General features: G+C 49.8%; 18 protein-coding genes and 1 pseudogene. 13 read left to right on the top strand and 6 right to left on the bottom strand.

All coding sequences use genetic code 11. The features are described from left to right. Positions 1–60 precede the first annotated feature (60 nt). The 5 genes from FSU_RS07770 to FSU_RS07750 are packed head-to-tail and all read left to right on the top strand — an operon-like array spanning position 61 to position 7,582. Complete coding sequence (locus tag FSU_RS07770) at positions 61–2,817, top strand: InlB B-repeat-containing protein (RefSeq protein WP_014545900.1); 2,757 nt, start codon at positions 61–63, stop codon at positions 2,815–2,817. Between the two features lie 47 nt (positions 2,818–2,864). Continuing rightward, complete coding sequence (locus FSU_RS07765) at positions 2,865–4,511, top strand: potassium channel family protein (protein WP_014545899.1); 1,647 nt, start codon at positions 2,865–2,867, stop codon at positions 4,509–4,511. A 39-nt stretch (positions 4,512–4,550) separates the two neighbouring features. Further along, positions 4,551–5,924 (top strand): diguanylate cyclase domain-containing protein, encoded by a 1,374-nt coding sequence (locus FSU_RS07760; RefSeq protein WP_014545898.1) that lies wholly within the window; start codon positions 4,551–4,553, stop codon positions 5,922–5,924. A gap of 36 nt (positions 5,925–5,960) precedes the next feature. Beyond that, positions 5,961–7,361 (top strand): Y-family DNA polymerase, encoded by a 1,401-nt coding sequence (locus tag FSU_RS07755; RefSeq protein WP_014545897.1) that lies wholly within the window; start codon positions 5,961–5,963, stop codon positions 7,359–7,361. Then, positions 7,358–7,582 (top strand): hypothetical protein, encoded by a 225-nt coding sequence (locus tag FSU_RS07750; RefSeq protein WP_014545896.1) that lies wholly within the window; start codon positions 7,358–7,360, stop codon positions 7,580–7,582. Before FSU_RS07755 ends, FSU_RS07750 begins: the two co-directional genes overlap by 4 nt. Before the next feature lie 64 nt (positions 7,583–7,646). Here FSU_RS07750 and FSU_RS07745 read toward each other — a convergent pair whose 3' ends face one another. Genes FSU_RS07745 through FSU_RS07735 form a run of 3 tightly spaced genes read right to left on the bottom strand, consistent with a single transcriptional unit; the run spans position 7,647 to position 9,206 of the window. Further along, positions 7,647–8,327: a Spy/CpxP family protein refolding chaperone gene (locus tag FSU_RS07745; RefSeq protein ID WP_014545895.1), complete on the bottom strand. Its 681-nt coding sequence runs from the start codon at positions 8,325–8,327 to the stop codon at positions 7,647–7,649. Then, positions 8,327–8,668, bottom strand: a complete 342-nt coding sequence (locus FSU_RS07740; RefSeq protein WP_014545894.1) for a hypothetical protein — start codon at positions 8,666–8,668, stop codon at positions 8,327–8,329. The genes FSU_RS07745 and FSU_RS07740 overlap by 1 nt, the downstream gene beginning before the upstream one ends. Continuing rightward, positions 8,661–9,206, bottom strand: coding sequence for an RNA polymerase sigma factor (locus tag FSU_RS07735; RefSeq protein ID WP_014545893.1), 546 nt, complete (start codon positions 9,204–9,206; stop codon positions 8,661–8,663). Before FSU_RS07735 ends, FSU_RS07740 begins: the two co-directional genes overlap by 8 nt. Before the next feature lie 78 nt (positions 9,207–9,284). On the opposite strand from FSU_RS07735, the gene FSU_RS07730 reads away from it, so the two are divergent. From FSU_RS07730 to FSU_RS07720, 3 genes are read left to right on the top strand one after another with little or no spacing between them, the layout of a single operon-like run. Further along, on the top strand, positions 9,285–10,817 hold the full coding sequence (locus FSU_RS07730) for a DUF1538 domain-containing protein (protein ID WP_014545892.1): 1,533 nt from the start codon (positions 9,285–9,287) through the stop codon (positions 10,815–10,817). A gap of 9 nt (positions 10,818–10,826) precedes the next feature. Further along, positions 10,827–11,240, top strand: a complete 414-nt coding sequence (locus tag FSU_RS07725) for a hypothetical protein (RefSeq protein ID WP_041260092.1) — start codon at positions 10,827–10,829, stop codon at positions 11,238–11,240. A gap of 2 nt (positions 11,241–11,242) precedes the next feature. Beyond that, positions 11,243–11,578, top strand: coding sequence for a P-II family nitrogen regulator (locus tag FSU_RS07720; protein WP_014545891.1), 336 nt, complete (start codon positions 11,243–11,245; stop codon positions 11,576–11,578). Positions 11,579–11,616: 38 nt separating this feature from the next. On the opposite strand, the pseudogene FSU_RS16755 reads toward FSU_RS07720, so the two are convergent. After that, positions 11,617–11,703 (bottom strand): annotated as a pseudogene (locus FSU_RS16755) (GNAT family N-acetyltransferase); the annotation flags it as partial. Between the two features lie 58 nt (positions 11,704–11,761). Next, on the bottom strand, positions 11,762–15,415 hold the full coding sequence (metH, locus tag FSU_RS07715; RefSeq protein WP_014545890.1) for a methionine synthase: 3,654 nt from the start codon (positions 15,413–15,415) through the stop codon (positions 11,762–11,764). A 267-nt stretch (positions 15,416–15,682) separates the two neighbouring features. Here metH and FSU_RS07710 point away from each other — a divergent pair, with 267 nt between their 5' ends. Then, a complete protein-coding gene (locus FSU_RS07710) occupies positions 15,683–18,790 on the top strand; it encodes a spermine/spermidine synthase domain-containing protein (RefSeq protein ID WP_014545889.1) in 3,108 nt (1,035 codons plus the stop codon). Positions 18,791–19,007: 217 nt separating this feature from the next. On the opposite strand, the gene FSU_RS07705 is transcribed toward FSU_RS07710, so the two are convergent. Then, on the bottom strand, positions 19,008–19,835 hold the full coding sequence (locus FSU_RS07705; protein WP_015731936.1) for an outer membrane beta-barrel protein: 828 nt from the start codon (positions 19,833–19,835) through the stop codon (positions 19,008–19,010). A gap of 277 nt (positions 19,836–20,112) precedes the next feature. Between FSU_RS07705 and FSU_RS07700 the strand changes: the two genes are divergently transcribed. The 4 genes from FSU_RS07700 (at position 20,113) to leuS (ending at position 25,993) form a co-directional block, all read left to right on the top strand. Beyond that, complete coding sequence (locus FSU_RS07700) at positions 20,113–20,556, top strand: hypothetical protein (protein WP_014545888.1); 444 nt, start codon at positions 20,113–20,115, stop codon at positions 20,554–20,556. A 145-nt stretch (positions 20,557–20,701) separates the two neighbouring features. Then, the gene (locus tag FSU_RS07695; RefSeq protein ID WP_015731935.1) at positions 20,702–22,036 is read left to right on the top strand and encodes a hypothetical protein; all 1,335 of its coding nucleotides are present in this window, start codon (positions 20,702–20,704) and stop codon (positions 22,034–22,036) included. A 101-nt stretch (positions 22,037–22,137) separates the two neighbouring features. Beyond that, complete coding sequence (locus FSU_RS07690) at positions 22,138–23,172, top strand: hypothetical protein (RefSeq protein WP_015731934.1); 1,035 nt, start codon at positions 22,138–22,140, stop codon at positions 23,170–23,172. Between the two features lie 133 nt (positions 23,173–23,305). Further along, positions 23,306–25,993, top strand: a complete 2,688-nt coding sequence (gene leuS, locus FSU_RS07685) for a leucine--tRNA ligase (protein ID WP_014545885.1) — start codon at positions 23,306–23,308, stop codon at positions 25,991–25,993. The last annotated feature ends 110 nt before the right edge of the window (positions 25,994–26,103 follow it).

The raw sequence follows: 26,103 nt of genomic DNA, 5'->3' as shown, positions 1-26,103 counted from the left end.
GCTTTGCTATAATTTGCACAAAGTCTATAATTCATAGCTCGTTGAGAAGGAGTGAAAAGTATGCCGATGTTGCCAAAATTCAAAGCCCAGGTTCCGTTTAAACGTTATGCGCTTTTATGGATGGCGTTGTTTGCTTCATCGGCAGCTTTGGCTGAACCGATAAATCTTGCGCAGCTAGAAGAGGACTACGTAGCGCAGTCCGGTGACACCCTTACGGATACGTTGAGTAGTGCCTATATGCTGTCGATTGCTGATGGTGCCGAAGTGGTGCTCAAAAATGCGGTTGTTGTCAGGGAAGGGTATGAAGGTGGTGCAGGAATAATTTGTGAAGGTTCCTGTACGATTTTCCTTGAAGACTCTAATTTTGTTAAGTCAAATCAGAGTTCTCCCGGTATTCATATCCCGGAAGGCCACACGCTTGTTATTGATGGCCCTGGTTCCCTTGACGTCCGCTCCGACGACTTTGCTGCGGGCATTGGTTCCGGTTACTATTATTCGGATTGTGGCGATATTGAAATTCGTGGTGGCGTGATTACAGCTGTTGGCGGGTCTTCGTCGGCGGGTATCGGTGGTGGTCACGTCGGTAGTGTATGTGGCAATATTGTCATTAGCGGTGGCGAGGTGACTGCTAAAGGTGGTGGTGAAGCCGCCGCTATTGGATGCTCTCACCATGGAAAGTGTGGCGATGTCACGATTACGTCTGGAGTGACAAAAGTTGTTGCTGAAAAAGGCGTAGGTGCTGTGAGTGGAATTGGTCTGGGCGACATCGGCATTCACGGCAAGGTGACTATTGATGGCGTTGAAATAGAAAAAGCGCCCGACAGTGTCTTTACTTTTGTTCCAGGAAATTTTTGGGCGATCAAGTTCAACAAGAATCATGACGACGCAACGGGAACGATGGATAACCAGAAGGCTATTTATCGCGCGACCGCAATACTTGCAAAAAATACGTTTGTTCTTAATGGCTGGATGTTTGTCGGGTGGAATACATCTGCCGATGGCAAAGGCGTTTCTTATGGCGACCGTGCCGAAGTCAATTGCCATGCGCGCAATGTCGGTGATACGGTGACTCTTTACGCTCAATGGAAAGAACTGGCCGACCTTGCATGGGCTACCATTGACGATGTCAGGCCGTATTATTTCCTTGATGAAAAAAATCCTGTTCCGGTGGCTTATTCTGTGACATCGTTAGACGGAAAAAAGCTGAAGGAAGGAACGGATTACAAAGTTGTTGTTACGAAAGATCAAAATGAAGTCGGGGCGAATGCTATAACTTCTGCTGGCGATTACGTCTTTACGGTTAAAGGCGTTGGCGACTATAAGGGCTCGCAGTCTTTTAAGTTTACGGTGAGCGCAGGAAATGTTGTCAAATTATCTTTGCTGACAAGCGACTATGTTGCGAGAAAAGGTGATATCCTTACGGGTAAGCTTGCGGACTCTTACAAGGTCTCAATTGAAGCTGATGCGACGATAAAAATCAAGAATGCAGTCATCGATAGTGTTGATGAAGGTGTGTACAAGTGTGACTGGGATAAACCCAGCTGGTCTGGCCTTACATGCAAAGGAAATTGCACGATTATTTTGGATGGTGATAATATTGCAAAGGGACATTGCTGGACGAGTGCCGGTATTTATGTGCCTCAGGGCAGTACGCTCACGATTGATGGTAAGGGTTCTCTGGAAACGTCTGCAGGTGGATGGGGTGCGGGTATCGGCGGTGTGGGTCAATCTTCTAAAAGTGGTAATGTCGTAATCCTTGACGGAACCATTAAGGCTACGGGTAAACACAGCTCGGCTGGGATTGGTGGTAGCAATGACGGCCAAAATGGCAGCATCACAATTAAGGGCGGCTTTGTTACTGCAATAGGAAATGGAGGCGCAGCTGGCATTGGCGGTGGCTATAGCAGTGGTAGTGGCGAAAATAGTGCCATTACAATTACGGGGGGAACTGTTATTGCCGAAGGCGGAGAAAATGCTCCTGCTATTGGTGGCGGCTTGTACAGTGTGAACAACGTTATCAAGATTGGTGGCGGAAATATTACGGCAAAGGGCGGTTATGCTAGTGCCGGGATTGGATGTAGCAAGGTTTCGGATTATAATGGATTTGGGACAATGTGTGCTACTGTTGAAATTAGCGGCGGGTCTGTTGTCTCTGAGGCAGGAACGAATGCTGGGGCTGCGATTGGCGGTGGCAGAGGCGCTGTCTTGATTAGCGGTGGTGACGTGACTGCAACAGGAACTTATGAGGTCCCGGGAATCTGCAGTGAAGATTCTGTGGTGATATCAGGCGGTGCTGTTACAGCTGTCGGTGGCCGTGATGCTCCGGGTATTGGAGGCGCGGGCTTCGTTGCTAGCGAGTACAAAACTTTTGGCGATATCATCATCACTGGTGGAACGGTGAAATCCACGGGCGGTAGGTATTCTTCGGGACTTGGGGCCGGAATCTATAGCCATGGTGGTAACATTATTATTACACCGGATGTTGTGATGGTGTACGTTGATGTGGATGCTGAACATGCAGACGATAGCCCTTATAGCGTGGGGACTGCCAATTCTAACAGCACGCTTGGAAAACTGATTGTTGATGGTGAAGAATGGACTTACCGTACAGAAAAGCCGTTTATTTACTATGGTCGCGGCTATAAGGATACCACTATAATTGATGTTGGTCCGGTCGATATTGCACGCTCCAAAACGATTGGCGGCAACCCCCGTATGGTCAATTTGAAGAAAACGTATAACGCCTTGGGTCGTATTGTCAATGATGGCCGCAAAGTTCGGGGTGCATATTACCGTAAGAAATTCCTTGCGCCATAAATCCTGAAAATTAGCTATAATATAGCTGGATTTATCGGGAGCGTTTCATGAATTATAACGGACTTATTAAAGGCGCCTGGTCGAATGGCATCGCCAAGAAACTCTTGATTTTACTTGGCCTTTCCCTGGTTATCTTTGTCATCGGCGTTCTGCTTGGTTCTTGGGTGCTTGGCGAAAAGACGCTTGGCTGGAAAGGTTTCTTGTCTGGCTACGTCGTCTTTGCCGTGCTGTTCATCAGCGTGATGATCAACGTTTTCAAGAACACGTCCGAATCCATGCGAGAGGGCAAAAAGCACGTCGATGTCCGTGGTCATGTGCTTGTGCTTGGTGCAGGCCATCAGCTCAAAAGTATTTTGCGCGCGCTCAAGGGTGACAAACGCCCGATTGTTGTCGTGAGCCTCCATGATATCGACGGCCACTTTATCCATTACAAAAAGGATTACGAAAGCGATGCTGATTTGCTTTTTGCGGGTGCTCTTTTAGCAGACCAGATTCTCGTGATTGGCGAAGATGGTCCGGAACGCGATTCCCGTAACTTGCACTGCATTGAGGTGCTGCGTAACTTGTGCGAAAAGGCCCCGCGCGATATCCACTGCCATTTGCTGTTGAGCGACCCTTCGTCTTCTGAAATCTTGTGGTACCTGAAGGCGCCTGAACAGAACAAAGGGCATTTGCTCGTCGATATCTTTAACGAATACGAATTCATGTCGGAACAGCTGCTTGTGGGGACGGACTTTTTGCCGACTATCCGTGAAGCGGAAAATGAGCGCCTGCATGTCGTGCTGATTGGCACGGGACCGATTGCGCAGGCAGTTGCGTTTGCCGTTGCGAATATCTGCCACTATCCGAATTACAGCCGCACGGGCTTGAAGACTTGCATTACGTTTGTCGATGAGGACTGCGAAAAATGGGTGGACCGCCTGGTGGTCTCCCGCATGGGACTCTTTAGACTCTCGAAGTACACCTACGTTGATGCCAATGGAAACAAGGTTACGCACGATCCGGAAACGATGCGTGGTGACTACCTCGATGTGGAATGGAATTTTGTCGATGCCTACTGCGAAGCGGACCTGGCTCGTAACTTTATTGCTGCCGTAGCCGCAAGTCCCAAGGAACGCCTTGTCGTGTGCATCTGTAAGGAAGATGCCTCCAGGGCGATTTCGACGCTTGTGCATTTGCCGCGTGCCGTCTACGATAACGCAGACATTGCCGTCTACTGGCGCGAAGCGAACGACGACATTATCAGGCATATCAATGAAAGTGGAATGTACGGCTATGTGCGAATCATGGGTGACATTGATGAAATGAAGGAATTCGTGCAGTCCAAGCGCGTGGAACGTGGCCAACGTGCAAACTATGTGCGCGAACGACACTTAAATCCCGATACCCGCGATGCCGAAGAAAAAATGTGGTACCGCTTGAGCGAAGCCGACAAGACTTCCGCCATTTACTGCGCAAACGCGCTCCCGCTTCGTAAACGTTGTTTTGAAATCTCGGATGACGATATCCTGCTCCGCGAAGCCGAACATCGCCGCTGGATGATGTCCATGCTTTTGATGGGCTACCGCTCGGGTCCTACCGATGAACGGACGTTTACACGTCATGATATCATCCCGTTTGACCGCCTCCCCGAAGATATGAAGACAAAGGATTTATATATCCTTGAAAATGCCGAATATATCATGAATGGATAATTGTACTATATTAACAAGTGTGTAAAAAAGGGGATCGCTATGAATTTTGACGAGTTACTGTCTCACTATAAGGCCAAAGCCTGCATTGTATCTGTTGAATTTTTCCCGGATGGAACATACGGAAATATCCGTGTGGTTGCGGGCAACAAGGCCCACTGTGATGACATGGCTTCGCTCAATCATCCGTTTGAACCTGGCTGCCCTTATGAGGCGTGCTTCCCCAAGAATCCGAATTTCGAAGAACATTGTTACTGCTGCGTGCATGAAGGCAAGCCGCTCCATGCCTATGTAGACCTTTATATGATGGGCCTTTGGCTTAACATGTTCCTGCTTCCGCTGGATTCGGACCAGGAAAATATCGGCTACTGCATTTACTGTTACGACGTGACTCCCAAGGCGGACTCCTCGGCGATGGCAGACCTTTCTGCGGATACCGCTGCGGATGTGCTGAAGGCTTGCATCAAGCTTCGCGGCTCGGGCGATATCAAGCATGCGTTCCAGGACGTTGTTGAAGATATTCGCCAAATTTGTGGCTCCGACCATTGCTGTATTCTGTTGACGGATGATGAAAAATGCACTTGTTCGATTTTTGCAGAATCTCTCCGTCGCGGGTCTAGCCTTTATCCGATGGCCCGTTATATAGAGGGCTTTTACACGATTACGGAAACCTGGCCGGGTACGCTGGCAGGTAGTACTTGCATCATTCTGAAAGATGAACGTGACATGGACAAGTTGCGTGAACAAAATCCTGTCTGGAGCGCCTCGCTGGATTACGCGGGTGTTAAGTCTGTGGTGCTCTTCCCGCTGCGACATGGCGGTAAATTGCTCGGCTACATGTGGGCGCTCAATTTCAACATCGACGATGTGATAAAGATTAAGGAAACTCTTGAACTCACGACGTTCTTTATCGCTTCTGAAATTGCAAGCTATAAGCTTTTGAACAAGCTAGAAGTAATGAGCACGATTGATTCCTTGACGGGAATCAAGAACAGAAACGTGATGAATAATTACGTGGACCAGATTGTTGAAGGTCAGGTGCCGATGCCGAAGGCTGTGCTTTTTGCAGACCTGAACGGTCTCAAGCGCGTGAACGATGAACAGGGGCATGTGGCGGGCGACAAGATGTTGCGCAAGGCGGCCTCGATTCTGCAAAGTATTTTCCATGATGGGGAAGTATTCCGTGCAGGTGGTGACGAGTTCATGGTGCTCGTGTCCGAAATTGATGAGAGCGAAGCGCAACGCCGTATAGACCAAGTCCATTACTTGTCAAAGATTACGGATGATGTCCGTTTCTCAATAGGCTTGAGTTATGGCGAAATGGATATACGTGCTGCCATGCGTCATGCTGACGAGTGCATGTACGCCGACAAGAATGCCTATTACATGGCCAATCCGGAATTGAAATATCGGTAGAGTGACTTTTTGTGCAGTAATTTCTATATTTGACGTATGAGATTGCCGCGCGAAACACGTACTTATGTTGCTATCGACTTGAAGTCGTTTTTTGCGTCTGTGGAGTGCGTGCTCCGCGGACTTGATCCGCTTTCGACGAATCTTGTGGTGGCGGATGCGAGCCGTACCGAAAAGACGATTTGTCTTGCGGTGAGCCCGAGCCTTAAAGCCTACGGAATTCCCGGACGTGCGCGACTGTTCGAGGTCATTCAGAAGGTGCGCGAAGTCAAGCGCCAAACGGGCAAGGATGTGGAGTACATTGTGGCGCCTCCGCAAATGGCAAAGTACGTAGAATATTCCACCCGCGTTTTTAACGTTTATCTGAAATACGTGAGCGCAGACGATATCCATGTTTATTCCATTGACGAATGCTTTATCGACTTGACGCATTACCTTTCGATGTACAAAAAGTCGGCGCGGGAACTTGCTAAAGAAATGATTCGCGATGTGCTTGAAACGACAGGCATCACGGCTACAGCGGGCATCGGGACAAACCTTTACCTTTGCAAAATTGCGATGGACGTGATGGCAAAGCATGTGGCTCCTGATGCGGATGGCGTGCGCATTGCAGAACTTGACGAGATGACGTATCGCAAGGAACTTTGGGGACATCGGCCGATTACGAGTTTTTGGCAGCTGGGGCGCGGTATTGCAGAGCGCCTCGCGCATTGTTATTTGAATAATGGTCGTGGTATTTTTACGATGGGTGACCTTGCGCGTGCTAGTGTCAAGCATCCTGATGCGCTTTACAAGATGTTTGGCGTGAATGCCGAAATCCTGATTGACCATGCGTGGGGCTATGAGCCGTGCGGCATTGCCGAAATCAAACAGTACAAATCCAAGACGCATAGTATTGGCGGCGGGCAGGTCTTAAGTTGTGCGTATGACTGCGCCAAGGCGAAAATCGTCATCCGCGAAATGGTGGATACGCTTGCGCTTGATCTTGTCGAGAAAGGCTTGGTCACAAACGGTCTTACGCTCCATGTGGGCTATGATCGCGAAAATGTGGACAAGGGAATATATCACGGAGAAACGGTTATTGATAATTACGGGCGCGAAATCCCGAAGCCTGCGCATGGGACTGCCCCGCTCATGAATTACACTTCATCGGCATCGACAATTGCGGAAGCTGTGATGAAACTTGCGGACCGCATCATGAATCCGTTGCTTACGGTGAAGCGCTTGAACCTCACGGCGAATAACGTCTTGGAAGCAACGCAAGAAAGCTATGACCTCTTCACGGATGTGAAAAAGATTGAACGCGAAAAGAAGATGATGCAGGCGCAGATTGCCATCAAGAAGCGCTTTGGCAAGAACGCCATTTTCAAGGGGATGGATATGCAGGAGGGCGCGACTACGCGTGAGCGCAACCAGCAAATCGGAGGACACAAAGCATGATTGACAACTACAAAGATATCATTGACTTGCCGTATCCGCGGAATGACTGGAATTTCTTGATGAAGCACCCGAGAATGTCTGTGGCGAATCGTGCAAAAATTTTCAGCCCGTTTGCGGCGTTGCGCGGCCACAATGAAAAAATCGCCGAGACTGCGGAACAACATCTGGATGAATCGCGCGCCGAGCGGATGTGGGACGAATCGGGCTTTGATGATGCTTAAAAACAGAAAGCCTCCGGTCGGATGACCGGAGACTTATTTTTCAAGGAATCATGAAAATAAAATTCTAGGGATGATTGCGGTGATCCTTGTGGAAGCTCTTGAACTTTTCGAGCTGTTCCTTGGTGAGGATCTTGTTGAAGTTCTTTACTCCGTTAATTCTGTGGTCGAGCAATGCTTCCTGAGCTTTGAGAATGCTTGCCTTGGCTGCAGCAATTTGCTTTTCGTCATTGCTGTCGAGTGCTTCGTGCAGAGCCTTTTCAGCATCCTTCTTTTGTTTGCGGAGTTCCTTGAACGTGGAATCCGTCTTCAAGCGGAGCGATTCGAATGCGGCCTTTTGTTCGTGTGTGACCTGGAGAATGGAATCCATGAATTCAGGACCCGGGCCTTTCTTGAAGTCAAACTTCTTGTCGAACGGTTTACCTTCCTTGAAGTGTTCGCGCGGACCTTCAGGGTGGCCATCGCGGAAGTCCTTGCCGTGGAAGCGTTCGCCATGGAATTCGCCATGGTGTTTGCCGTGATGCATGCCGCCGCGCTTGCAGCAGTTGCAAGAACAGTCGTTCTTGGCGCAGTCGTGATTTTCACAACCGCAGGCGCACTGCTTATGCGTAGGCGTGCATGTGGACTGCTTGGAGCAGCAAGAAGCGCCGAAGCCGCGGTCTGCAAAGCAGAAGGCGCCAATGGCAAATCCGAGAGAGCAAGCGAGAATGATGATGCTTGCGAAGAATGTCTTGGTGGATGCGTTCATTATTTAGTCTCCTGTAATAAATAGCTGATGGATTTGTATGTGTCCAAATTTTCAAGTTCGTCATCGCTTGTTTCACCGAGATTTCCGTACCACGAGACGAGTTCGTCGGAGGCGACGTTTGTCATGAGGATGTCTTCGGAATCCAGGTAGTTGTACACCGTAAAGACGGTGAGGAACGAGACAACAATCAGGCTTGCGGCGAGGGCGTACAGCGATCTCGCTTGGATAAACTTGATGAACTTCTTTTGGTTCGAAGAATCGAGTCTAGCGCAGACGGTTTCCCAGGAGCCTTTCCTGGGTTCGATTCTTTCGAGTCTTGAAAAATCGATTTTATCATGCATAGTTCAGGTTCTCCTGTAAAAAGTTCTTGACGACTGTTCTTGCTCGGCTAAGCCTTGCCTTGATAGTGCCTTCGGGCATGTTGTAGATCTCGGATAAGTCCTTGATGCCAAGATCTTCGGCGTCCTTGAGCCAGAGCATGCTTCGCGTTTCGGCGGAGAGCTTTGACAGTCCAATTTCTAAGAGTTCCGGGTCGTAATCCTTTTGTTCTTCGTGCTTGCTCCCGAGAGCGGAGTCCGTCACGAGATCGATATGTTCTTCTTCGAGCTCGGCATGGCGCTTCTTGGACCTGAGCCTCATCAAACACTCGTTGACGGTGAGGCGGTATAGCCAGGTGTTGAGGGCGCTATCGCCGCGGAACTTTTGGATTTTCCCTGGAACTGAGACGAAAATGTCCATCAAGACGTCTTCAGCCTCGTCGCGATTCTTGAGCATTCTGAACGCGAGGTTCAGAACGTTCGTGCTATGGGACTTCCACAGCATGCCAAGGGCTTCACGACTTCCTTGTTGAATCTTTTTTATAATGACTTTTTCGTCCATTTCGTTATTTTTGATGCATGGGGTTTACGGGTGGTTGCATGGGTAGTTAATTTTTTTATTTAATTATATTATATAGCGATGCAAAAAATTCTTTTTGAAAAATTGAAAGAGGCTTTTGCCTCTGTTTTGCCCATTACGCTTATTGTGCTGGTGGTTTCGCATACCCCGCTTGTGACTTTTTCGCTGAAAGAGCAGATTGTTTTTACGGTTAGCGCGATTTTTTTGATTATCGGTATTGGACTTTTTAACTTGGGAGCAGACCTTGCAATGACCCCGATGGGGGCGTATGTGGGGTCGGGTTTGACTAAGTCGCGGCGGCTCCTCTTGCTCGTTTCGGTGTGCTTTGTGATGGGGGTTCTCATTACGGTTGCGGAACCGGACTTGTCCGTGCTTGCAGAACAGGTGAAAAATGCGGTACGGCCGATTCTTTTGATTTCGACGATTGGCGTGGGTGTCGGGATTTTTTTGCTCCTTGCAATTTTGAAGATTGTATTTAAGAAAGACCTTTCGCTGATTATCATTTTCTTTTACATGGTGCTGTTTATGCTCGGGATGCTTATGGTGTCCGTCGGGCGGAATGCGTTTGTGCCGCTCGCGTTTGATTCGGGTGGCGTGACGACGGGGCCGATTACGGTGCCGTTCATCATGGCGCTTGGCGTGGGTGTTGCGGGTGCGATTGGCGGTAAGCATGCTTCGGAAAACAGCTTTGGCTTGATTGCGCTTTGCTCGGTAGGCCCTATTTTGGCGCTGATGGGTTTGGTGGTATTTTCGAAGGGCGACCTGACGTATGAACTTTCGACGGCGGCGTACTCGGTGGACGCGAGCCTTGGTGAACACTTTTTGCCTACGGTGATGGTGATTGCCCGTGAAGTGCTTGTGGCGCTTGGGCTGATTGTCGTGTTTTTCTGTGCGCTGCAATGGACGGTACTCAAGCTCCCGATGGTGAAGCTTGTGCAAGTGGGCGTCGGGATTCTTTACACGTTCTTTGGACTTGTGATTTTCTTGACGGCGGTGACGGTTGGGTTCTTGCCAATCGGTTTTGAAATCGGGTGTGAACTTGCGAAACGCCCGCATGCGCTTGTGGCGGCAGGCTTTATCATTGGCATGGTGGTGGTGCTTGCAGAACCGGCGGTGCACGTGCTCAATAAGCAGGTCGAAGAAGTGACCGGTAGCCTTGTGACTAAGCGCTCAATGCTGATTGCGCTCTCGGTGGGCGTGGGTATTTCGATTGGACTTTCGATGCTTCGCATTATTATCGGGTTCCCGATTATTTATTACCTCTTGCCGGGTTACTTTATTTCGCTTGGGCTTTCGTTCTTTGTGCCGAAACTTTATACGGCGATTGCATTTGATTCCGGTGGCGTGGCGAGTGGTCCTTTGACATCGAGCTTTATTCTGCCTTTGGCAATTGGCGCGTGCTCCGTGATTCACGACGGCGGTGATTCAATTTTGAATTATGCTTTTGGCATTGTGGCAATGGTCGCAATGACTCCGCTCATTACGATCCAGGTGCTTGGTTTCAAGGCAATTGTGGCAAGGCTTTGGCGCAACAGGATTATGATGCGTCGCTTGCAGGATGCCGATGACGAACAGATTATTGACTTTGTGTAGAGGCATGCGATGGTTGAAACAGTAAAGAATGTTTTGAAACGGGCGATGCCTCAAAAGGTTCATTCGAAAGTCTCGATGAATCGCCTCAAGATTCTGGTGACGACGGTGAACCGTTCAAAGGCGGACTTTTACATGGATTACATCCAGTCGTTTGGTGCGAATATGCAGTTCGTGTTTTACGGCCACGGAACGGCTCCGCGCGAAATCATGGCGGCACTTGGGCTTGCGGACTCTGAACGCGCAGTGATTATCAGCATCATTGGTGAAGACCATGTGCCTGCCGTCTTGGAATGCCTGGAAGAAAAATTCAGGACGATTGTGAACGGCAAGGGCATTGCCTATACGATTCCGATGTCAAGCGTTATTGGCAAGTCGGTATTTAACTTTTTGAGCGACAACCGATCTCAGGTAGGGAGAGGGTAATTATGAAACCGAATACACATGAATTAATTATCTGCATTGTGAATAACGGATTCTCCGATACTGTGATGGAAGCCGCTAAAGAGGCGGGAGCTCGTGGTGGCACGGTCTTGAACGCCCGTGGTACAGCAAATAAGGAAGCAGAAGCGTTTTTCCATATCGCTATCCAGCCTGAAAAAGAAGTCGTGATGATTCTTGTGCCGCTGAATGTGAAGGATGCGGTGCTCCATTCTCTATACGAAAAAGCGGGCCTCAATACGATGGGGCAGGGGATTGCATTTGCGCTCCCGGTCGATAATGTCGTTGGGCTTACGCCGTGGAAGGCGGAAAGTAAAGCTTAATTACAAGATTTTAGTTGGCAGAACTTAGAGCTTCGATCTTAGAAAGTTAAACGCATTTGGTACCAGACGACTCCGCCGTGGACGGAATTGCTGACACCTTCATTTACAAATCCGAATTCAACGAACGAGATTAACTTGTCTCCATCGAACATCAACCAAAAGTGATTGCGGTTCTGATTTGCATTACAACTTTACCTGGAAGTAATCAATTTCGGGGTGGCTAATGTAGAGGCCGCTTACGGAGGCTTGCGGGTACATGGCGCCGTTTTCGGTGAGGCTGATGCCTACGCTCTTGAAGTCGATGAGTTTTGCGACGTTGAAGATTTCCTTGATATTCGGGAGCACGGGGTAGCCGACGGCCGGGCGGATGCCCTTCCAGCCGCTTGTGCGGTCGAGTTCCTGGCTCAAGTATTCAGCACCTGCTTCGGCGAGGCGGTCGGCGACAGTCTGCATGAGGAGAACGTCGTAATCGCTGCCGCCCTGTTCTGCTTTGAGCTTTTCCAAGCGCTTGACGAACGTGTCGCTCATGGTCACTGCAAATGCACCGACGATGTCGCGGAAAACGTCCTTGCCTGCGGGGGAGGCGAAAACGCTTGCGGTATTGGCGTTTGCCGGAGCGACGTAGTCGCAGAGGGAAAGGCAAGTGCCTTCGGGATTTTGCTGGCGTGCGGTCAAGACTTCGATGAGGTCTGCGTCCGTGCCTGTGCGGCCCGTGTTAAAGATAACGGACTTTTCAGTACCGGCAGCAGGGTAGAATGCCTGAACGGCGCGGAGTGCATATTCGGGCTTTGTGAGCGATTTGATAAGCGCTTCGGCATCGGCCTTGAGCTTTTTCGCTTCTTCTTCGTCTGGCTTGATTTTCCAAGTGAAGAAGAAGTATTCCCAGCTGATGAGCGGGATAATCTTTTCGATAGGAATCGGCGGGAGCTTGCTTTCGCCCATGAACGGCGGCTGTACCGGCTGGTATTTGCTCCAGTCGTATTGGAAACGGCGTTCTTCTGGCGTGGAGGCGGCTGCGGCCATGGCATTTGCTGCTTCCGTTTTGATGCCGTTTTGCTTGTCGCGGATGCGCTGCTGCTCTTCACGGTTTTCTTGAATTGTTTGTTCGCGAGTGGCGGGGTCAAGCAATTTCTGGGCGAGGCCCGGATTGCTAGCGGCGTCGCGCACGTGGAAAACAGGACCGTCATAGCACGGGGCGATTTTCACGGCGGTATGCGTGGGCGAGGTGGTGGCACCACCGACGATGATCGGGATGCGCTGACCGGCGGCTTGCATGGCCTTTGCGACCGTACACATTTCTTCGAGAGACGGTGTAATGAGACCGGAAAGGCTCAAGATATCTGCTTTGTTTTCAATCGCGGCCTTGACAATCACATCTTCGGGAACCATCACGCCGAGGTCTACCATGTCGTAGCCGTTACAAGCCATAATCACGGAAACGATGTTCTTGCCGATGTCGTGCACGTCGCCCTTGACTGTGGCGATGACGATTTTACCGCGGCTCGATGCGTTTGCATCTTTGCCTGCTTCGATGTAAGGCTGCAAAATTTCTACGGCCTTTTTCATGGTGCGTGCGGTTTTCACGACTTGCGGGAGGAACATCTTGCCCTCACCGAAACGACGGCCGACTTCGTTCATGCCGTCCATCAGCGGACCTGAAATAATGCCGACCGGGCTATCGCCACGGTTGATGAGTTCCATCAAGTCGGGCTGCAATGTTGTAGAAGTTCCTTTAAGGAGCGCTTCTTGCAGACGCTCTTCGGGCGTGGTGGGCTTGGCGTCGGCGGCTTTTTCGTTTGCGTCGCTCGTTGCGGAACCTGCGCCTGTGCTTACGGCGAAAATGGCCTTCGGGTCGTACTTGGCGCCAGTTTCCTTTGCCTTGGCTTGGGCGGCCGTCATGCGGCTTGCAATTTCAATGAGTTCTTCGCTTGCTTCCGGTTCCGTGTTGAAGATGACTTCGGTAATCGCCATGCGGAGTTCAAGCGGAATTGTCTTGTACTTGATAATCGCGCTCGGGTTCATAATCGCCATGCCCATGCCGTTCGGGATGGCGTAATGCAAGAACGTGGTGTGCATGGCTTCGCGCAAGTAGTTGTTGCCACGGAATGCGAACGAGAGGTTCGAAAGACCGCCCGAGATGCGGACACCGGGGAGGTTGTCCATAATCCAGCGGACGGCTCGGATAAAGTCTATGGCATAGGCATTGTGTTCTGCCATGCCGGTTGCGACTGTCAAAACGTTCGGGTCGTAAATGATATCGGACGGATCAAAGTGAAGTTGCTTCACCATGATATCGTAAGCGCGGGACGCAATTTGTACGCGGCGCTCGTAGTTCGTGGCCTGACCTTCTTCGTCGAAGAGCATCACAATCACGGCGGCACCGAGGCGCTTCACGGTGAGTGCGTGTTCGATAAACGCCTTTTCGCCCATCTTGAGGGAAATGGAGTTCACGATGCTCTTGCCTTGAATGCACTTGAGGCCTTCTTCGATAACTTCAAAGCGGGAACTGTCGACCATGATAGGCACGCGGCTCACGGCAGGGTCAGATGCAATCAAGTTCAAGAATGTGCGCATTTCAGCGGTGGCGTCAAGGAGGCCATCGTCCATGTTGACGTCAATGACGTCGGCGCCGTCATCGACCTGCTTACGGGCGATGTCGAGCGCTTCTTCGTAATTCTTCTCGTTGATGAGACGCAGGAACTTCTTGGAGCCCGCGACGTTGCAACGTTCGCCGACCTTCACGAAATCATCGGCATTGCAGCTGTCGGCGCCGTTGCTCGGGCGAACCTGTTCTCTGAACAACGGTTCGAGCCCCGCAAGGCGGAGGCGCGGGCTGGTGACGTACTTGGGTGCGGGTTCACGGCGCTTGTAATCGGCCGGGAGCGCATCAAGCATCTGGCGCATTGCAGCAATGTGTTCTGGAGTCGTACCGCAGCAACCGCCAATCATGTTTACGAGCTTGTCGTCCAGATAAACACGCATCAAGCGCACCATATCTTCGGGCGTGTCGTCGTAACCGCCGAACTGGTTCGGAAGACCTGCGTTCGGATGGCAGCTGAGGTAGCACGGAGCAATAGCGCCCATGCGGCGGAGGTAAGGCACCATGCCGTCTGCACCGAGACCGCAGTTTAAGCCGATGGAAAGCGGGTGCATGTGCATCACGCTCACGGCAAATGCTTCGACGGTCTGGCCCGAAAGCGTACGGCCGGAGGCGTCGCTCACAGTCATCGAAAGCATAACTTCGATTGGCTTGATTTCGGCTTCGGGAGTGCCTGCAGCCTTGGCGGCTTCAATGCGGGCGTCGTTAGCCTTGCTGTAAGCGCTGAGGGCGGCCTTTGCATTCAGCGTATCGAAAATCGTTTCAATGAGGATGGCGTCAACGCCTTCTTCCATGAGTACGGAAATTTGTTCCAAGTACGCATCTTCGAGTTCGTCAAAAGTGATGGCGCGGCTTGCCGGGTCGTTCACGTCTTCACTCATGGAAAGCATCTTACTTGTCGGGCCGACGTCACCTAAGATATAGACTTTGCGGCCATACTTCTTGAAGCCTTCTTCGGCGGCCTGCTTCGCAATCTTCACGGAAGCGCGGTTCATCTCGGCGATGCGATGTTCCTGGTGGTATTCGTGTTGGCTCACGCGCTGGCTCGAGAACGTGTTCGTGGTGAGGCAATCCACGCCTGCATCCACGTAACGACGCTGGATGTCGAGAATTATCTCGGGCTTTTCGATGGAGAGCATATCGTTGTTGGCGCCCTTAATCCCGTAAGTCTGGATAACAGAGCCCATGCCGCCATCGAGCAGCATCATCTTTGATTCAAACGCTTCGCGAAGAGTCATTTTGATTTCCGTGTTTAAAATTCGAATTTATGCGTATATTTGTTTTTATGCATAAAAATAGAAAATGCTCGGCGTGCTGTCACGAGCCATGAACCCATAATACCCTAAATTACATATTCCTAGTGAAATGGTATGTAGATTAATCGGTTGAATGATTTCAATGACGGCTGCGGGTGCTTTTTATCTAAAAGAAAAGTCTTTAAAAAGTTACAATGAAAAAGCGTTGCGGGTGATTTATAACTACTTAATTAGTATAGATTTGCACTCATGAATATCGTTATTTACGCGCTTTTTGCTCTCTCTGGTTTTGCGGGTCTCATTTATGAGGGGTCGTGGGCCAGGTACCTTAAACTTTTCCTCGGACATTCGAGCTATGGTCAAGTGCTCACGCTTTGCATTTACATGGGCGGGCTTGCGATTGGCAGTTTTGTCGCGGGCAAACTGGTGGAGCGCGTGAAGAGGCCGCTGCTCGGGTACGCGGCGGTGGAACTTGCAATTGGCATTGGCGGGCTGATTTACCACCCGATGTACATTTGGCTCACGGATTACTTTTATGATTCGAATTTTGTGGCGGGGTTGAGTTCGCGCGGTGCGGAAATTTTGAAGGTCGTTTTGGCGACGGGTTCGACGCTCCCGATTGCGATTGCGGTGGGCATGACGTTCCCGTTCATTGCGGCGGGTCTTATGCGCAAGAGCGGTGCCGAAGTCTCGCTCCCGATGCTTTACTTTACGAACAGCCTCGGTAGTGCCATTGGTATTTTGTTCACAAGCTACATCTTGATTCCGGAACTTGGAAACCACATCACGCTTTGCGTCGCGGCTTCAATCAACTTCTTGCTTGCTGCGGTGTTCTGCTTTATCGGCTATACGACGCCTTCGACGTACGAAGAAGAACTTGAAGAAGAAGGTGCTGGGTCGCTGGCGACTGCTGGCGGGGATGCGGCGGGAGTTCGCGAGAATGTCGCGCGTCCGGAACCGCTTAACGAAGATTATGTGGCGGAACACAAACTTGCGATGCCTCCGAAGAACATGTGGTTCTGGATTGCTGGAATTACGGGACTTACTTCGTTTGTCTATGAAATCGTCTGGATTCGTTTGCTTTCGCTGTTGATGGGTTCTTCGAGCCACAGCTTTGACCAAATGCTTTCGGCGTTCATTTTAGGGCTTGCCATTGGCAGTGCCGTGAGCGGAAAGCTGTTGAAGAAGGACTCGCTCGTGGTGCTTTCACTGGCGCAGATTTTCATGGGATTCTTTGCGCTTTGCACGCTGTATTTCTACAAGCCGTTCTGGGAGGGCATGAATGTCGCAAACCAGATTTTTAATACGACGAATGACGGCTATGTTTGCTGGAGCATTTTCAAGTACGCGCTTTCGATTTTGTGGATGGTGCCGACGAGCTTCTTTGCGGGTATGACGCTTCCGCTGATTACGCTGATTTTGACGCGTGCGTTCAAGAGCGAAGCCCCGATTGGAAAGGTTTACGGCTGGAATACGGTAGGATCGATTCTTGGTTCTGCTGGCGGTGGACTTTTGCTGTTGCCGCTGATGCAGCTCAAGGGCTCGCTTGTGCTCGCTGCTGTGCTTGACTTTATGATTGGCTTTATTTTGCTCGTCATTTATCGCAAAAAGTTCCGCTATAGCGTGCTCTTTTACGTGATGACGGCGATTATGATTTTGCCTTCGTTCTTTGTGAATTTTGATCCGCACATGATAACGTCTGGCGCCTTCCGCGCTTACAAGAATTTGCATCCGGATGAAAAGATTGTGGTGCGTGACGGTAAAACGGCGACGATCAGCTTCCATGAATCCGATGTGCATTATTACGTGAAGACGAACGGCAAGGCCGATGCGAGCATGAGCAAGAATCGTGAACGCCCGATTGAAGGCGATGAGCTTACGCAGGCGGCGACCGCATTTATGCCGATGGCAATGAAGGACAAACCGTACGATGCCGCCATGGTTGGATTTGGCAGTGGCATGGGTGCGCATTACTTGCTCTCGGATCCGCTGGTGCGCGATTTTGACTGCGTGGAAATCGAAGAAGAAATGATGAACCTTGCTCGCGGATTTTATCCGTGGAACGCTCGCGGCTACGATGACCCGCGCATCCACATTTTCATTGATGACGCGCAGACGTTCTTCCTCACGAATCGCCGCAAGTACGACTTGATGATTAGCGTGCCGAGTAATCCGTGGGTGAGCGGTGTCGCGAGCTTGTTCAGCCATGAATTTTACACCAAGATGCGCCGCTACATGAAACCGGGTGGACTTTGGGTGCAATGGATCCAAACGTATGAATTCAATGACTTGCTGTTCCTCAACATCTTGAAGGCGCTTGATGTGGCGTTCCCGTACGTGAGTTTGTACAAGGCTCCTGAGGAGCCTGACATTATCATTGTCGCAAGTGACGAGCCGGTGATGCAGCGCGCCATTGGCCGCTTCAGCACAGATTCGACGCTCGTGAAGGAATTCAAACGCATCCACCGCGAACCGGATTTCTTTGGCGAACAGAATTTCCTCTTTACGTCAAAGATGATTACGTCGCTTTTGGATGGAGTGGAACCGAATAGCACGTTTATCCCGATTGTCGACAACAAGGCGGAAGAGGCTCGCTTTGTACATTCGAACGCGCGCATTGTGCAGGTGTTCGACAGCTGCGAAATTTGCTGGCCGGAATATTTGGACTCGGCGGATTATGCGTTGCGCCGCCCGATAAAGGTGCAGTCCATGCTCAAGGCGGGTACGGACAAGTATCGTGAACGTGCGCTCTTGGCGTATATCAAAGAAGTGAAAAAACGCAAAAAAGTTTTCGAAGGTATTTCGGCAATGCTCGAATCCAATGCGGATGATTCTGAAAAGGGCTCGGATTCCGCGGCTGTTTCTTCTGCAAAAGCTGCGGCAGTATCGGAAAATTCTGTTGATTCAGCGACGGCGGTGGATAGCCTCGTGCGTCCAAAATTCAAGGTGGATGAAACTTCTCCGGATTGGAAAAAGTTCCGCGAAGAATATGTGGAATGGATGCGTGGCATCCCGATGGAAGCTCGTGACACGAACAAGGTTTACGTTAAGGTGCGCAAGCTTGTGAATGCAGGTGCGCTGCCGGAATCGTTCGTGGATGAGTTCAACATCATGGAAGCTGCCCGTGCCAAGGATTACAGGCTCGCTGCGGAATATGTCGCGAATTTCTACGAGAAGTACGAAGTCGCTGCGATGGATGAATTCTTCTTGCGCAACGCGATTCTGATTGCTTTCCTCGCGCACAACCCGACGCTCGCCGACGTGCTCTACAAGGAAGCCATCAAACCGCACGAAGAATTTGCCCCGATCGAGAAACTCCTTATTCAGAAGGAAATCCCGAGAATCCGCAGAAGGTAGGTTGTGCGTCTCGTCATCCTGAGCAGACGATGCGCGTCTCGCCATTCGGCGGCACATCCCGTCAGTCGTGATACTTCACTGGATGTTTCGCCCAGTGGGCTCAACATGACGGGAGCGCGGACTCTCGTCTTGTGCAAAAACAAAAGGAAGCGTTCGGCGCTTCCTTTTTTGCAATTAAAAACTATTGACTAATGACCAATGACTAATAACTAACCGACTAGAACAGGAATGCGATACCGACGTTCGTGTAGAACGTGAGGAGCGTGGCCTTGTCAAACGGCTGCTTGACCGTCAAGCCCTGGTTCAAGAGGTTCGTAATGCTCTGGACAATGCGGAGGTTCAAATGAACGTTACGCGTGAGCATGTAACCGCCTTCGATTGCAAAGCCTACTTCCATGTTCGTCGTGGCGATTTCGGTAGTGGATTTCAAACCACTGTTTTCCTTATCGGCGATGACACCAGCCTTCGGTTCGGAACCATATTCGGCGCTACCCATCAGCTTGAGACCGAGGTGCAAACCGGCGGCAGCAAAGAAGTCATATTGGTCAAATGTGTAGCGGAACATGATAGGAAGTTCAAACAACATGATGTTGATCTTAGCCTTGTTCGTGTAAAGATCGTTCATGTCCTTTTCGTAATTGTACTGGCGATAGTTGAACGTCAGTTCCGGTACAAGGCTAAAGTTTTTCGTGAACATCGAAATCTTGATGATAAGGCCTGCGCCTGCATTCCAGCCAGCGCCCCAACCATCGGATTTAGAACCGAGGAACGTGTTAAATCCGCCCTGCAGACGTGCTCCAAGGAACACGGACTGCGAGAACCCTTCACTGCGCTGCTTGCTGATTTCGGAGCGAGACGTTGTCTGTGTCTTGTATCTGGCGTAAGCGCTTGCGTATTCTTCGTCATTTGCGAATTCGCTGTCGTTGGATCCGTCGTAAGAGCCGGATTTGTCGGTTTCGGAGGCTGGCCTCGGTGAATCAACAGAAACCCATTCGTCATCGTCGGAACTTTGAGCGAATGCACTTGTGGTAAGTGCTAAAACCATAGACGCAAGAAGACAAGATTTTCTTAAAAGCATGACGGAATAATAACAAATCGTGGAGGTTCAACGACTTAAAAATATTTTAATAAGGGTTAAATAAACAGAAAAAGAAAGTTTACAGAATGGACTCGTGCGTTACTTGCTGGGCGTGCTGAATCAAAGCGGGACGATTAGTCTCTATTCTAAGTTGAACTAAGGTTTTTCTGGTCTATGTAAACTTTACTTTGTAATTTGAAAAGTGGGTGGATGTCCCACCCCTAATAAATAAAGGAGGTCAATCATGAAAACCGCAAAGTTGATGATGTTCCTTGCTTTGTCTGTTCTGGTCTCGTCTTCTTTTGCGGCGAGGCAAGTAAAGTCTAAGCTGGGTGATATCAATGTTACATCAGAAAAAGGTGGTGGCAAAGTCGTGTGTACGGCAGGCTTTAACGACGCTCTTACGATTGTCAGGGATGCTGACACGGAAGTTCTCGTAAAAGGAAGCTGTGGACAAGGCTGGGTCGAAAAGTCCAAGATTGAATACATAGCCAGTGCTCCGGGCGATAAGTCCATGACGTTTAATGCTGTCGGTGTGCTTGGCTGGACGGACAATCCGGATCTTTTTGAAATTTTCGCCGGTTATGTTAACGAAACTCCAGAAGTGGAGATCGAACGTGACTTTAGAGAATACCTGACCTACACCATGGACCGTGAGCAGACTGAAATGCGAAACGGTGAAAACTAACAGCGTAGACTTATAATTTTAGCTCTGGATGGGTGGCCGCCATTCAGGGCTTCTTTTTTTCTTACAATTTTTTGTAGAAATGATTTTTGAAGTTGTGAGTTTGTATTTTACTGATAAATTTTGGAACATAATGGGAGTTGTTTTTATGTTCGAAAGGAATCATGGCTATGTGCTAGCAATGCTAGCGTCTATTTCGGTTTTGCCGTTCGCGGCATGCAGCGACGATGCTGGGAGTAATCCGATGCCCGTGGCGGCTGGATCGTCGGCGATAGAGTCGTCTGCTACGGAATCTTCAAGTAGCGAAACCTTTTCAAATCCAATATCTTCTAGTGATGTGGCTTCGAGTCGTTCTGAAATTTCGAGTGCATCAAGAATCGTGAATTTAACGCAACTTTCAAAGTGTGATGCGCACAATGAGGGCGCTGTCGATTCGATATGGAATGGTAATGCTAAATATGGCTTTACGATTAATTATTATAAGTGCGAAAAGGGCAATTGGTATGAGGCGGAGCCGGTTGCCGCTTGCGATACTGCGGGGGTATCTGTAGGGAGTCTTTGTAATGTGCATATTTCGGAGGGCGGCTTTTACTGCTGTGGCGATCGTTGGGGAAAATGCTATGAATATGTGGGAAACGGAATCTGGAATGAAAGCGAATGCTTGAAGGCTCCCGCCAAAGAATGCAATGCTGAAAATGAATGGGATACTGGAAAAATTACATATTCAAATGGATATACGGCATACTATCAATGCTTACATGTTGTGCATTCTGATTTAGGAGGGGCGCATGACGAAGGTATTGTGTGGGAACTCGTAGATGAAGTTGTTTATAACTGCACGACTAGTAAAACTGTTGAAGGAGATTCTTGCTCGTTTGAATCGCAAGGTGAAAAGCAGTATTATCTATTTGAGGATGGCTATTGGTATGAGAGTAATTTTGACCCTAAATTGGGCGCATGCCCGATTCGTGAATACGCGTATTATAGACAACGTTTTAAAGAATCTGATGGTGCGTTCTATTATTGTGATGAAGGTAAATGGAAACCCACAAAACTTATTCCGCAACAATATACGGATCCTCGGAAAAAGGGCTTGACTGACGAGGAATACGATGTTCTGGATTTGCCTAAAGAAGCTTCTGTAAATGATCGTGCTGCAGGCTTGCTTGAAGATTGCTGGGATAAGGATGTTCTCTTGGCGCAAAAGCTAGAGCATAATTATGATATCGGTTTTCAGTATAGTTATTGCTTGCCTCAGAATTATTATCGCTACCGGGAAGATGGAACTTGGACTTTGGAAACTACAGATGAAGAAATTGCTGACGAACTACTCCATAACACAGTGTGTAGCAAATCTGAAGACCCCCAAAGCGTTCGGGATACGATTCCTGCGAGTCGATATAGGTTAAGCCGTGTGGTTGGATGCAAGGATAATTCTATTGTGAGAATCTCCTTTATTTATCCAGAGAAAAAGGCTCAGTAAAAAATGAAATTCTTTTTTGCTTACATTTATTGGATAAAGAGTCTTTTGATAAAATAAGTTGATATTTTTGGATAAAATTTTGGAACGTATAGGGAATTTTTATGTTCAAAAGGAATCATGCTTCAGTGCTAGCGATGCTAGCATCTATTTCAGTTTTGTCTTTTACGGCGTGCGGTGACGATGCCGTGAGTAACCCGATTCCCGCAGCGACTGGATCGTCGGCTGTAGAATCTTCGAGTAGCGTGGCTTCTAGTAATGAGATTGGCTCAGGTCCAGTATCTTCTAGCAGCGAGGCTGTTTCAAGCCCTGAGTCTTCTAGCAATGTGGCTTCGAGTAGTTCTGTTCAAGAAATTGAGCGCCCGTCGTTGGAAAAAATGAATGAAAAATGCAGAGAAGGACACGATGCTGTTAGTATCGCTGCGTTTGACGGCGTGAAGACGGAGTATTTTTGTTTGGGCGAAGCCTATGGCCCAAGTATCGAAGAAACGTTTTCGATTTTGGACCATGCTGAAATTTCTCTTTATTCCTATGCAGGAAATGGATGGGAAGAAGTAAAATGCAATGCCGAAAATGAAGGCCGTAAGGAAATTTATGTTTTTCATAATATGCGTTGGCCAGGCGCCTTATATTACAAGTGCGCTGACAGTCAGTGGGTGAAAATCGGACGTGATGAATATTATAGTGATTCTGAACTTTCGAGTAGTTCGGCAGAAGATGATGCCTCATTGACGTGCTCTGCTGAAGAAGAAGGCAAGGTGGATTCTGCGTGGGTGGGTGCAAGCAATCCTAGATTCCGTTCTGTTGGACATACAGATTATTACAGGTGCGAAAAGGGTCTGTGGACTTTAAGAGACCGGAGAATAACCTGTGATACGACGGGTGTTGCTGTTGGTGACATATGCACTAAGGAAGCATGTTTTGCGGGTCTTGGTTGCTCCAAGTATTCTTACACCTATATTGGGAATGGAGCTTGGAAAGAAACTTCACTTTCGCTTACGGATAAGGCTCAAATAATCGCTAATTGCCAAAAAGAGGATACCGTTGTCGGCGATACTTGTTCTGTTGTAATGTCTGATGGCACGAAATGCTACAGGTTCAATGAGCAGAACGACTGGGAAGAATGTGAATCCTTCTAGATATTTTTCTAAATTTTGCCTCGAAATTTAATGAAGTCCTGCAAGCGGCAAGACTGTTGGACAGGCTTGACGAATTCTTTCGTCTCTCGTCTTTCGTCTCTCGTCTAGCAGAACCATACGAGGTACAAAGCAAATGGCAAAGTATAATCCGCAAGAAATCGAAACCAAGTGGCAAGCCTACTGGGAAGAACATCAGACGTTTAAGACTGGCGAAGACAAGTCCAAGCCGAAGTATTATTGCTTGGATATGTTCCCGTACCCGAGTGGTGCTGGCCTCCATGTGGGCCACCCGGAAGGTTACACTGCAACGGATATCATTTGCCGCTACAAGCGCAGCCGCGGTTTCAATGTGCTTCACCCGATGGGTTGGGATGCTTTCGGCCTCCCTGCTGAACAGTACGCCATCCAGACTGGTACGCACCCGGCCATTACGACCAAGAAGAATTGCGACAATTTCCGCCGCCAGATCAAGCGCCTCGGCCTCTCTTACGACTGGAACAAGGAAGTCAACACCACCGATCCGAAGTATTACAAGTGGACGCAGTGGATTTTCAAGCGCCTTTACGGCACCTGGTTCGATGAAGACCAGCAGAAGGGCCGCCCCATTGAAGAACTCCCGATTCCGGCCGATGTCGAAGCAAAGGGCAAGGAAGAAGTCCGCAAGTACAAGGATGGGAAGCGCCTCGCTTACTATGCCGACGCTCAGGTGTGGTGGTGCAAGCACTGCAAGATTGTTTGCGCAAACGAAGAAGTCTTGAACGATGGTTCTCACGAAAAGTGCGGCACCAAGGAAGTGGAACGCCGTAACCTCAAGCAGTGGCTCATGCGTATTCCGCTGTATGGCGACCGCCTGCTGAAGGGCCTTGACAAGCTCGACTGGCCGCAGGGCGTGAAGGACATGCAGAAGAACTGGATCGGCAAGAGCTATGGTGCCGAAGTTGATTTTGCCATTGCCGATGCTGAAGGCAAGCCGACCGAAAAGAAGCTCCGCGTTTACACGACCCGTTGCGATACGCTGTTCGGTGCCACCTACATGGTCGTTGCTCCGGAACACGCTATGGTGCCGGAACTCACGACTGCCGAACAGAAGGTCGCCGTGGAAGAATACGTGCATGCCGCCGCTCTCAAGAGCGATCTCGACCGTACGGAACTCGCCAAGGAAAAGACCGGTGTGTTTACAGGTTCTTACGCTGTGAACCCGCTCACCGGCACGAAGATTCCGGTGTGGGTTGCTGACTACGTTTTGACGGGCTATGGCACTGGCGCTATCATGGCTGTGCCGGCCCACGATACCCGTGACTTTGACTTTGCAAAGAAGTTCAACTTGCCGGTTATCTGCATCATGGAGCCGGATGCAAGCTGCCCCGAAGATGTAAAGCCGCTCGTGCTCAAGGGCGAAGCTTGCTGGGCTGCCGACGGCACCTACATCAACAGCGAAAATGCAACGCTTTGCTTGAACGGTCTCAACAAGAAGCAGGGTATCGCCAAGGTTATCGAATGGCTCGAAGCCAACAAGATCGGTAAGGCTACCGTGAACTACAAGCTCCGCGACTGGCTCTTCAGCCGTCAGCGCTACTGGGGCGAACCGTTCCCGATTATCCACTGGGAAGATGGCGAAATCTCTACGGTGGACGATGCCGAACTTCCGGTGCTCTTGCCGGAACTCAAGGACTACAAGCCGGGTGACGGCGGTCAGTCTCCGCTCGCTAACGCCACCGAATGGCTCCAGGTCGTTGATAAGAACGGCCGCAAGGGTATCCGCGAAACGAACACCATGCCGCAGTGGGCAGGCTCTTGCTGGTATTACCTCCGCTACATCGACGCTTGCAATGGCGACGCATTTGTGGCAAAGGAACTTGAAAAGTACTGGATGCCGGTCGACCTCTATGTGGGTGGTGCCGAACACGCCGTGCTTCACTTGCTCTACAGCCGTTTCTGGCACAAGGTGCTCTTTGACCTCGGCCTCGTCTCTACCGATGAACCGTTCCAGAAACTCTTCAACCAGGGCATGATTCTTGCCTTCGCATACGAAGACGCCGCTGGCTCCAAGGTCCCGACTGACGAAGTTGAAGAAAAGAATGGCAAGTACTTCAAGAAGGGTACTGACATCGAACTCAAGCAGATTGTGGCTAAGATGAGTAAGTCCCTCAAGAACGTCGTGAACCCGGATGACGTTGTCCGTGATTACGGTGCTGATAGCCTTCGCTTGTACGAAATGTTCATGGGACCGCTCGATGCCGTGAAGCCGTGGCAGACCAAGGGCATTGAAGGCATGAACCGCTTCCTCGGCCGCGCCTGGCGTTCTGTTGTCGGCGACAGCGATGAAGCCCCGGTCTTCGTTGACGAAGCTGCTCCGGAAGCTATCGAAAAGGTGATGCACCAGAGCGTTATCAAGGTCACGAACGACATTGAAAACATGAGCTTCAACACCGCCATCAGCCAGTTGATGATCTTCAACAACGAAATGATGAAGATGGACAAGCGCTACCGCGAACCGTGCGAAACGTTCGTCAAGCTCTTACACCCGTTTGCCCCGCATATCGCCGAAGAAATGTGGAGCATCCTTGGCCACAACGAATCGCTCACGAACGTCGCCTGGCCCGAAGCCGACCACTCCAAGGCCGTGGAAAACACCGTCGAAGTCGTGTTCCAGGTGAACGGCAAGGTCCGCGCGAAGGCCTCTGTCGCGAAGGACATGGACAAGGCTGCCCTCGAAAAGCTCGCCATGGACAACGACCGCGTGAAGGAGTTTATGGCTGGCAAAACCGTCGTGAAGTCCATCGTCGTTCCGGGCAAGCTCGTGAACATCGTGGTGAAGTAATCCACGAATAAAATCCTAAATATTAGAAAAAGCTCTGAAGTTCACCTTCAGGGCTTTCTTTTTGCTGGTTTTATATATTTTATTAAACGAAAATGATTTTTATCTAATGG

The organism is Fibrobacter succinogenes subsp. succinogenes S85 (assembly GCF_000146505.1).
Taxonomy (GTDB): domain Bacteria; phylum Fibrobacterota; class Fibrobacteria; order Fibrobacterales; family Fibrobacteraceae; genus Fibrobacter; species Fibrobacter succinogenes.
Note: the sequence above shows the minus strand (reverse complement) of the source record. Positions and strands in the feature narration are given on the sequence as shown.